General features: G+C 31.9%; 10 protein-coding genes. All 10 read right to left on the reverse strand.

What is annotated here, in order from left to right; genetic code table 11:
* Nucleotides 1-67 precede the first annotated feature (67 nt).
* Nucleotides 68-943, reverse strand: a complete 876-nt coding sequence (locus tag AC2LE6_RS06840) for an ABC transporter permease (protein ID WP_484478520.1) — start codon at nucleotides 941-943, stop codon at nucleotides 68-70.
* Nucleotides 943-1,851 carry an ABC transporter ATP-binding protein gene (locus AC2LE6_RS06845; protein WP_484478521.1) on the reverse strand — a complete coding sequence of 303 codons (909 nt, stop codon included), beginning with the start codon at nucleotides 1,849-1,851 and terminating at the stop codon, nucleotides 943-945. Before AC2LE6_RS06845 ends, AC2LE6_RS06840 begins: the two co-directional genes overlap by 1 nt.
* Nucleotides 1,852-1,981: 130 nt before the next feature.
* Nucleotides 1,982-3,820, reverse strand: a complete 1,839-nt coding sequence (gene abc-f, locus AC2LE6_RS06850; protein WP_484478522.1) for a ribosomal protection-like ABC-F family protein — start codon at nucleotides 3,818-3,820, stop codon at nucleotides 1,982-1,984.
* Nucleotides 3,821-3,901: 81 nt separating this feature from the next.
* On the reverse strand, nucleotides 3,902-6,640 hold the full coding sequence (locus tag AC2LE6_RS06855) for a glycoside hydrolase family 3 protein (protein ID WP_484478523.1): 2,739 nt from the start codon (nucleotides 6,638-6,640) through the stop codon (nucleotides 3,902-3,904).
* A 105-nt stretch (nucleotides 6,641-6,745) separates the two neighbouring features.
* Nucleotides 6,746-7,651 carry an NAD(P)-dependent alcohol dehydrogenase gene (locus AC2LE6_RS06860; protein ID WP_484478524.1) on the reverse strand — a complete coding sequence of 302 codons (906 nt, stop codon included), beginning with the start codon at nucleotides 7,649-7,651 and terminating at the stop codon, nucleotides 6,746-6,748.
* 79 nt (nucleotides 7,652-7,730) lie between these two features.
* Nucleotides 7,731-7,970: a hypothetical protein gene (locus AC2LE6_RS06865; protein WP_484478525.1), complete on the reverse strand. Its 240-nt coding sequence runs from the start codon at nucleotides 7,968-7,970 to the stop codon at nucleotides 7,731-7,733.
* Nucleotides 7,970-8,986: an ATP-binding cassette domain-containing protein gene (locus tag AC2LE6_RS06870; RefSeq protein ID WP_484478526.1), complete on the reverse strand. Its 1,017-nt coding sequence runs from the start codon at nucleotides 8,984-8,986 to the stop codon at nucleotides 7,970-7,972. Before AC2LE6_RS06870 ends, AC2LE6_RS06865 begins: the two co-directional genes overlap by 1 nt.
* The gene (locus AC2LE6_RS06875) at nucleotides 8,979-9,680 is read right to left on the reverse strand and encodes a GTP-binding protein (protein ID WP_484478527.1); all 702 of its coding nucleotides are present in this window, start codon (nucleotides 9,678-9,680) and stop codon (nucleotides 8,979-8,981) included. Before AC2LE6_RS06875 ends, AC2LE6_RS06870 begins: the two co-directional genes overlap by 8 nt.
* Entirely contained in the window at nucleotides 9,680-10,870 is a 1,191-nt protein-coding gene (locus AC2LE6_RS06880; RefSeq protein WP_484478528.1) for an ABC transporter substrate-binding protein, read from the reverse strand. Before AC2LE6_RS06880 ends, AC2LE6_RS06875 begins: the two co-directional genes overlap by 1 nt.
* A partial coding sequence (locus AC2LE6_RS06885) for a NifU family protein (protein ID WP_484478529.1) occupies nucleotides 10,867-11,135 on the reverse strand: 269 nt, incomplete at its 5' end. The genes AC2LE6_RS06885 and AC2LE6_RS06880, both read right to left, overlap by 4 nt.

Consider the following 11,135-nt stretch of genomic DNA (forward strand, 5'->3'; position numbering starts at 1 on the left):
AATTTAGAATTTAATGCACAAATCTTAACTAAATACTTAAAAACCATAACAAAAGTTATGGCTTTTTTTATAGTTTGATTTTTCTTAACTTCAATATACTTAATATATAGAAAAGTACCCCAAATGCAATTACACTAAGTAACATTGTTAACTGGGTAAACTCATACGTACCAACTCTTACAACGAGTCCATATATATCTGCGTATTCTTGATAAGCCTCCGGTGGTGCCCCATCAAATACATATTCAATAGCACCATTCATATATATATTTCTCATAAGCGTTACTGCATGTGATGTTGGTAAAACATTCATTACATTTTGAACATTCTTCCCAAGTACTCCTATCGGGATATAAATTCCTCCTAGAAATCCAACAAAAGTTCCTACAAGCGTGCTTAGTAAACTGAATGAGTTAAATGTCTTCATATATATTGAAATATAGAAGAAGAAACTACTAAATGACATAATTGATATTAACATAACACCAATTACCTTCATAGATGCCAAAAATGGAATCCATTCTCCTCCACTTGATAATACGTATATCTGTCCAACAATGAAATTTATAGAAACCATTAAAACTGCAATAACCCATGCACTTATTAAATAACTAAGCGCTAAAATATTTCTATTGATTGGTGATGTATAAAAATCATTGATCAACCCTTTATCTCTATCATTGATCAAATTACCTAGTGCTCCAAGTGGTACAGTAATTGTAGAAACAGTTAATACTCCCGCCATGATCCAACTACTTACAAGCCAGTCTATCCCCTCTACACCTACAAACGCATCTGCGAGATTGTCTGATTGCATTTTACCTAAAAACAATACATACATTAGTATTATGATAATAACGCTAAGAAAACTAAAAAATACACTTGCTTTGTCTCTCAAGTATAGTAAAGTGTTTCTTTTAACTAGCTGATATAATATTTTCATTATTCTTCACCTAGTTTTCTACCTGTAATATTGACAAACACGTCGTCCATATCGCCACGAAGAATTTCAAATTCAGCGATATGTTTCTTGTATTTTTCTACCAATGGTAATCCATCAAAACTATTTTCTAGTTTAATATTAATTACATTGTTTGTCATATAGTACTCTATACTATCTTTATCGAGTATTTCAGATAATCCATTCTTAGGAATTATTTTTAACCTATCAGTCGAATACTTCATTCTAAGTTCTTCACTACTACCTTGGGCAATAATCTCTCCATGATCAATTACAATTACTTGATTTGCATCTAAAACTTCTTCCATGTAATGTGTTGTTAAAAATATTGTAATATTTTCCTGTGTTCTCAAATTATTGATTAATGTCCAAATGTCTTTTCTACTCTTTGGATCTAATCCAGTTGTTGGTTCATCGAGAATCAAAATCCTTGGCCAGTTTAGTAACGCTCTAGCGATATCAGTTTTACGTTTTTGTCCCCCACTTAGCTCGCCATATTTTTGGTCTAAGAACGGTTCGATTTCTAGTAGTTGATTGATTCGTTTGATCCTTGCGTAGAATGAATCTTTATCCATATTATAAAAACTAGATCTAATCAACAGATTTTCTTTTACTGTTAACAGTTTATCTAACATTTCATTCTGAAAAACAATACCTATGTTTTTTCTGATTTCATGATCATCTTTTCCAACTTCTAAACCATTTACTTTCACAGTACCACTATTCTTATCTAGCAAGGTTGCAATAATATTTATGGTTGTACTTTTCCCCGCTCCATTTGGGCCAAGAAAAGCGAAAAAAGAGTTTTCTTCAACATCAAAACTTATATTTTTTACCGCGTTTATAGAATCATAGCTTTTTACAAGATTTGTTACTTCAATTGCTTTCATATAAATCACCTTCTAATCACTATTATACTAAAAGTTCGGAAATGAAACTACAACTTTGCAAAACAATTTTCAAATTTAAAAGAGCTCTTTTTTTAAGTAGCTCTTTTAAATTTTAATTCTGAGTAATTTGTTACAATAATTGGAACAAATCATTATATAAATCCTCTACTTCTTCTTTCTCTTTATATAATTTTTGAAGTTCAATTGGATCGTATCCAAACTCTTCCATTTTTGAATCTAGTTCTTTGATTTTCAACTCTAATACTTCAAGTTCTTTATATAAATCTCTATCTGCTGTTACATTGTTTTTCACTTTTTTTGGTTTTTGTTTTTTAGGTTTAACGATTTTCTCTTCTTGTTTCATATATCTGAAGTAATCATAATCACCTTCATAATAATTGATAATTTTGTTTTCTATCTCACCAACTCTTGAGGCGATTTTCTTAATAAAATATCTATCATGTGACACGAATAAAATTGTTCCTTGGAATTCAGAAAGCATTTCTTCTAGGACTTCTCTACTATCTATATCAAGATGGTTTGTCGGTTCATCCAATATTAGAAAATTCGTTTGATTAAATGTTAGAGAACATAGTTTTAGTTTTGATTTCTCTCCTCCACTTAAAACTTTTATTCTCTTTAAAACATCATCTCTAATGAATAATGCTTTTGCTAGTTCATTCCTTGCTTCATTTTGGCCAACTCCATGCTCTCTCATAAAGTAATCAAGAATTGATAAACTATCATCTTTGAAACTTATTTCCTGTGCCAAGTATCCAAGATTTAGTTTGGTTCCCCATTTATATATTGGTTCTTCTTGTTTGTAATCTTCTAAAAGCATTTTGATTAGTGTTGTTTTCCCTGTACCATTGTTTCCAAGTATAGCCAGTCTATCCTGATAAATCATATCTAAATCTGCATTATGCAATAATTGCAAATCATCAAATGATTTTGAAATATTAAATGCTTCAAGTACTCTTTTACCAGCACGTGATGTATCAATATGTTTTAACTTCATTTTGTCATTTCCATATTTCGGTTTATCCAAACGTTCAATCTTTGAGAGTCTTTTTTCTAACTCTTTTGCTCTTTTAAACATTTTATCGCTATCTCTCATAACACCCCAGATACGATATCTCTTGATTTGTTCTTCCATTCGTTTTATCTGTCTTTGTTGTGAAAGATATACTTTTAACTCTAACAAGAATCTTCTTTCTTTCTCAATTACGTAATAACTGTAATTCCCATGAAAGACGTGAGCTTTGTAAGTACTTAGTTCAACGATTTTCTTACAAACATTATCAAGGAAGTATCTATCATGAGAAACTATTAGTACAGATCCTTTGTAATTTCTAAGATAGTTTTCCAGCCATTCAATAGATTCTAAATCTAAATGATTACTTGGTTCATCTAACATTAACAATGAAGGTTGTTCTAAAAGGATTTTCGCAAGCATAACTCGCGTTTTCTCCCCACCACTGAGTAAACTAAATCTCATTTGTCTCATATCCTCTGAGATTTTAAGCCCGGTACATACTTTGTTTATCATTGTTTCAGTGTTGTATCCATCCTGGAGTTCAAACAATTCTTGGAGTCTAGAAAATTCTTTTAGATTCTTATCTAATTCTGTGCCATTTACTTCACCAAATGTATGAGATATTTCATCCATTTGATGTTTGATTTTATATATTGCCTCAAACGATAATTCTAAAATATCAACGACCTTAACATGTTCTTCATAGTCCGGGATTTGATCTAAGTATCCTAGTTTAGATCCCTTACGAAAAGATATACTACCTTCTTGGACATTTTCTAGACCATATAGTATTTTTATAATTGTGGTTTTCCCACTTCCATTTGGACCTATCAACCCTATTCTTTCATTTGTCTTGATGTCAAAACTTATGTTTTCGAATATTAGATCTGCTCCAAATGTTTTTTTTATGTTGTTTATATTGCACTCAATCATCTTGTTCACCACACTTCATGTTTCATTATACTATTTTTCTGTGAGTTTTTGTAAATAAAAAAGAGTGAAGAATCACTCTTTTTAAATGTTTACAAATTCAATAGTCCCTATTTCTAATCCCGGTTTCGTAAACTGGATTTCGAAATGATAAAATCCTTTGGTAAGTTTTACATTTGTCACGTGTTTTGTTGTCCATTTATTACCATTTCCATTTAACTGAACATTTGTCACAAATTCATTGTTTAAAAGAATATTACATGAACTTTGAGCTAGAGGAGTTTGATCATACCTCATGTCAACTGCTATACTGAAAATTCCATTTTCTTCTACCTTTAACCATACATCTGTGTTCTCTTTGCTGTTGTGTTGAATTGGAGTATTAACTGTAGGCACTTCTTTGTGATAAGTAGTTGGAAGTATTTCTTGTGTAGTGGCTTTCACTATTTCTCTGTGGACAGAGGGACTGTTTAGAATAAATCTTAAAATATTCATTGCACTTCTTTGTAGTTCAGATACTTGTAAACTATTGTTATCAATAGACTCTTTTAGATTATCATTCAATGTATTTTTCTTTGCACCATAGTTAGTGACCACCATATATAAATCATTCTGAGAACGAATCATGTATGATACATTTTTACGACTAGATTCTCCACCGTCAACATTGTGATTCATTATCGCCCACCAGTCTGTCATTACCATACCGTCAAATCCCCATTCATTTCTGAGAATGGTAGTATTCATATCATAATTGGAAGCAGCTTGAATTCCATTAATTGGATTGTATGCAGTCATTATTGATTTTGCATTACCTTCTTTGACAGCTATCTCAAATCCTCTTAAATGGATTTCTCTTAAACATCTTTCAGATGCAACAGCATCTATATGGTTTCTTTCTTTTTCTTGATCGTTTGCGATGTAGTGTTTCAAAGTACCTTCACTTCCACCTTTTTTCATTCCAATTATTGCAGCTTTACTAAATTCTCCAGTTAATAATGGATCTTCACTGAAATACTCGAAGTTACGACCACACAATGGATGTCGATGAATATTTAATCCTGGCCCTAGTAAAGTGTCAACTTTGTTTTTATTCAATTCTTTTCCTTCATAGGTATAAAGTTCTTCCATTAAAGGAGTATTCCATGTACAAGCTAGTAAACTACCTATTGGCATTTGTGTTGCTTTATGGCCACTATCCATTCTTAATCCCGATGGACCATCAGCAGCACAAGATGATGGAATTCCATAATACCTAAGTTCTTCATATAATCCACCAAATGCCGCAGCCGTTCCTGGTGTGACAAGTGGATGACTCATCCCCTCACCACGAACTATAATCATAAGTTCTTCTAAAGACAACTGTGATGTGAATTCTTCAAGACTATTCTTTTTGTTATATACATCTAATAATTTAATTCCAAGGTCACCTTTGATAGGAATTTCTTTTGGGATATTATCCGAAATTCTTTGCTTTAGATCAATTGATCTTAGTGGTGCATTTTCATATGTTATCTGATATTGACCGTTACTCAGTTCTTTACCAGGCTTCATTCTTTTTAATTCTCTAATAGGTGCCATTGCTTCAGTCAATTGTTCAACAATTATTAAATCTTCAATTACAACTTCAGAACCTAGTTTTATGTTTCTGATACTATTCCCGTAATAAATACCATATGTACCCGCTTCTAATACGTAAGCTGATTTATGTCCTGTATAACCACCATCGTCATAACTTGCTAATTTACTGATTGGTAACTCAAGAGTAACATGTTGATAATCACCAGGAAGCAAACTTCTAGTTTTCTGAAATGCCTTTAATTCTAAACTTGGTTTTCCTAATCTACCTTGAGGCGCTTTACTATATATTTGTACAACTTCTTTTCCTGTGATCAAACCAATATTTTTTACTCTGAGTTTCAATATTACTGTATCATTTATTATAGTTTCATTCACAAGTTCAATATTGAAATCTGTGTAAGATAAACCAAATCCAAATGGATACATAACTTTATCCTTGGCAAACGTTTCAAAATATCTATAACCGACATATATATCTTCTTCATATAAATTAACCTTATCATCGCCGAAGTTATTATTCGATGGATAATCAGTGATGTTGTTGGCAATGGTTCCTGCAAGTTTTCCAGAAGGTGATTCATCTCCTGTTATAATTTCTGCTAGAGCGTTTCCACCCTCCATACCACCATGCCAAGCATATAGTATTGATGATATCTCGTTTTCATATTTTACACTGAACGACATATCAATTATGTTTCCGACATTTAAAACAATAACTACTTGATCAAAATATTTTGAGACTTTCTCAATCATATCAGATTCATCTTTCGTTATATAGTATCCACCTTCAAGCGCTTGATTGTCTTTATCTTCCCCGGCAGTTCTTCCGATAAAAATAATTGCCTTGTCCGATTTGTCTTTTGCGGATTTAACAATGTCATCTGTTAATGGCATCTCTTTTTGGAACCAAGGCTCCATAGCCCATCCTCCACCACCGTTATCAAATGGACTTTCTTTTATAAAGTTCTTGTATAGATCTACAAGTTCTTCATTTACTTTGATATTTTTGTTTTTTAAACCATCAAGTGCATTTACTGAATACAATACGTTAACTGCACCACCTGATCCTGTCCCAGATTTATAGTACTCTATGTGACAACGACCAAATAACGAAACTGATTCAGTTCTTTTTATTGGTAAAACATTATTGTTATTCTTTAATAATACGATACCTTCTGTAGCTGCTTTTCTTGAAAAAGCAGGAAATTCTTTTATTGTTGTATCTTTTTCTAAATTTTCCATATTTTCACCTCATATTATATCAAACGTATATTATCATTAAAAATGATATAAATCTATGTGTATATTGCACAAATTACCGAAAAAAAGAACGAAAACTCGTTCTTTTTATTTTATATTTATTACTACATTTCCAACTTTATGTTTTCCATATACATGTTCATGAGCTTCTTTATATTCCTCTAAGCTATACTCTTTAGCAATAACCGTTTTTAAACGTCCTTTACTTACAATTTCATTTATGGTTAATAATCGAGATATTTTCTCAGAAGTAGGAGTTCTTGTACTCTTATATTTTCCATTTGGTTTAAGTGCTTTCGATGCTTCTCTTTTCTTTGTTTTCGCCACTGTGTCAAACACCATATCATATTTCTTGGATAACGTTGTAAAATCTTCAGTTTTATAGTCTAGTGTATGTTTTGCACCTATACTCAATAGAAGTTCATGATTTTTCCTACTAGATACAGCCGTTACTTCAGCACCATAATATCTAGCTAACTGAACAGCGTAAGTCCCTACTGCACCACTTGCGCCATATATCAATATCTCATCACCCATTGACACGGTCTTATCATTTATATAATGTAACGCTGTCATTGCACCAAAAGATAATGGTGATGCTTGATTGAACGTCACACCTCTTGGAATTTCAGCCATAACTTGGTTCATATTAAGGGCTACATATTCAGCAAGGCAACCTGCTTTCATCGAATTAATATAATATATTTCGTCTCCAACTTTGTAGTTGGTTACATTTTTTCCTGTCTCTACAATTATTCCAGAACCAGTTACCCCTCTGACTTTTCTACGGGGTCCTTTGAATCCAAAAATTAGTTTCATTATGAATCCTAATCCTTTTGGAATATCCAGAGTATTGATTCTCATATCTCCACTTGCTATGTTTGCACTATGTGCTTCTACTAATATTTGATTATCTTTGATTTTCGGTTTTTTCACTTCTTCTAACGATAGTGTTTCAGCACCACCGTATCTTCTTTGTACGATTGCTTTCATTTAATACCTCCATGTTCTCTCCCTAATTTTAGTTTTATTTTCAAATTATGTCAAAGAAAAAGAACGTTAAACGTTCTTTTTAATAGTCCACTCCTGCTGCTTTAACTTTTTGTGGATCATGGCTACTACATGGCGTAACTGCAAATACCATTCCACAAGAAGGGCATTTATCTTCGAAAAATTCCATTTCGAATTTCGTTCCGCATTCACACTCAATATTTAATGCCATTGGTAAAGCACCATCACTGAATCCCATCATTCTAACTTTATCTACTGTTGCTTTTCCATTTGTAAAACTACCACTGCATCCGTCGTGCATTATAATTCCTCCTCAAAGATAATTTTTTGTCCATAACGTAGTTTGTTTCTCATAGACATCATTGTTTTATCTAATTCTTCTAATTTACCCAGTATACTTCTTTCTTCATCAGTTGTATCAATTATCTTATCGATACCACCATTGTTGATTACAATTCGTTTATCACCCATTAAAGCTAATATAGGATCATGTGTACTCATTAATACTATTTTATCTTCACTAACCAATAATTCAAGAGCTTTTTTTCTGTCAATTCCTGCATTCTCAATCTCATCAATTAAAATAATTGGTGATTTTGATAGAATCGCAGTATCTGCGATCATTAAGGCTCTACTTTGACCTCCGCTCAACTCAGTGATTGGTGTATCTTTACTAAATTCTTCACCTGCTAATTGGTTGGCTTTATCAAATATCTTTTGAATCATATCTTCTTTGTCTTCAACCATTCTACTAGATGCATGAAGATCTAGGAAATCATAAACCGATAAATCCATTACAAAATTCATATTTTGTGATAACTGTGCGACTAATTTATTAGAAGCACTAAAACGTTCATGAGGTTCTAATGTTCTACCGTTTATAAGTATTTTACGTTTTGTCGGTGTATCTTCATTGGCAGCCCATTCGATATCAGCAAGCAATCTACTTTTCCCACTACCTGTTGGACCAACAATACTGATTATTTCACCTTTACTAATTTCAATGGATTCAAATCCTTCTGGAGTTCCGTTTTTGTGGAATCCGGGGAAAATTGTTACTGTATTTTGAATTTCTTTTTCTGATACAAAATACGTACTCATTAACTCAATATATTCGACAAGACTATTAATAAATAATTCTACATTTATTGCCTTGTCTTCAATTACTTCAATATCTAAGTATTTAAAGAATTCTTCAATTGTTTTATTTTCTTTACCGATAAAAGGAATCAGGTGATCCGTAAAGAAATCTTTCGTATAAGAATGTGTAACAAATAAGTCACCAATCTTAGTTTCTAAAAGTGTATTCTTATCCATTTTTGTCACTCAAATCTATTTTTCTAACATTACCCATTTGATGTGCTTTACCAATTCTTGTTTCACCTAAACAATATGAACATAGTGCAGCAGGCATAGGATAACGTAATTTTCTACCTTCTAATGTTTCTACATGATTTTGCTCATTATATATGAATGTTGACAACTCGAATGCACCTTGACCATTTAATCCATTTACATGCATTATAGTCGCTTTAGGATTCACCGATTGAACTTTCATAGTAAATACTTCTCGCTCTGCCTGTGATACAATATCACCTTTAGTAATTACAACGATATCAGCACTTTTCAGCATTGGACCGATTTTCTTTGGTGTATTTATTCCACTTAAATTATCAATGACACAGATTGCCTTAATTTCTTTTATATAAGGGCTACAACGATTACACAACCCTGCGCTTTCTGTGATTAATACATCGACACCCTCTTTTAATCCCCACTCAACAACTTCTTCAATATTTGATACGAAGTAATGATCTGGACAAAGTGAACCACTTAATCCTTTTTTTACAGGAATTCCAAGTTTCGCAAATAATATATCATCATCAGTAAATAAGCAATCAAACTTGACTACTCCAACACTAATATCTCTTTTGATGAAATTCTCTATTGTTCTAAGTAATATAGATGTTTTCCCACTTGAAGGTGGACCTGAGACTGTTATTAAATCCATTATACATCCATCCCTTCATGGAAAATTCTCATACATTTCTCTAGAATTTCTCCAATATTATTATCATTTATATAATCCCATCCAACCCATTTGAATGTTTTGTCAGTTAAATTATTGTTTACATCTTTATGCACACTTGGGAATAATCCTCTATGTGATAGAATTTCTCCTGTTTCTTTACTCATAAACATATCTGTGATTTCTTTAATCTCTTCTTTTTTCTCTTTTTTACTAAGCATAAATATTGGAGATACAATTGCTCCATCTTCAGGCCACACAGCTTTCATAACACTTCCCGGTAACGCCATTTTTGTAAAGAAATAAGGCATAATAGAAATTGCTGGTTTAATTCTACTTCTTTTCTCTGATTTCACCATTTCAGCTGGATGCATTGATTTGATTAGAGATTTCCCTAATTTCGTTAATGCTTCTTCTCCAAATTCCTTATAAAGATGAATTAGAATTGCATTGAATAAATCGAAATCACTTACAGGTAAACTGATACTTCCTTCATAGATAGGATCTAATAAGTCACTCCAAGTTTTTGGCATTGGTCTATCCCCAAGAACTAAAGTATTTACAAGGAAAACGGCCGGTACAACAGCAATCATACTATAATCTCCATTTGGATCTTGAAGACTCATATAATCATTATTGAAATCGGTGTTATATTCCATATCTTTGTAGAAATCATCAAATACTTTTTTATCTTTGAATTTCTTCATTAAGTTCTCTTCAAAGAATAAATCAAATCCAGCACTAATATAAATATCTGCCAGATCTTTCTCTGTAGCAGTACTCACTTCTTCTTTTAACCAATCCAAACCTTCACTTGCGGCTTTTAGGTTATGGTTAATACTTCCAATATTACTTAACTCACCGAAACGTTCCATTAAAGGTATACGAACAGGACAAGGCAATAACCCTATTATGTTTATATTCCCTTCTTTTCTAACGTTTTCCATCAATGTAATATCTGTTGTGTCTGTAATTACATGCTCATTTAGCATCATAATAAAAGGATCAATTCCAATCCCTTTGTTTTTTAATACTACTTCTAAAGGTAGTTTCCCAAGTTGTTTTAAGATCATTTCATTATCTAGACCTTTAAATCCGTTTGATAGAAAGACATCTTTCAAATCAGGATATACATCTAATACTTCAATTATAGATTGTGTTTTTAGAATCATACTTGTTCAATCCCTATCACTTCAGGAACTTCAGCAATTAAAATACTCTCGATACCATCATATAATGTAACATTGATTGCGCTACATCCAACACAAGCACCTTGCATTTTCACATAAACAATTCCTTCTTTAAATTCAACAAATTCAATGTCTCCACCATCTTGTTGTAATATAAATCTTGTTTTCTCGATAACATCTTTAATCTTTTGTACTGTTTCCATTTGAATCACTCCTTTTACACGAGTATTATATTTTATATATAATA

The organism is Candidatus Izemoplasma sp. (assembly GCF_982632705.1).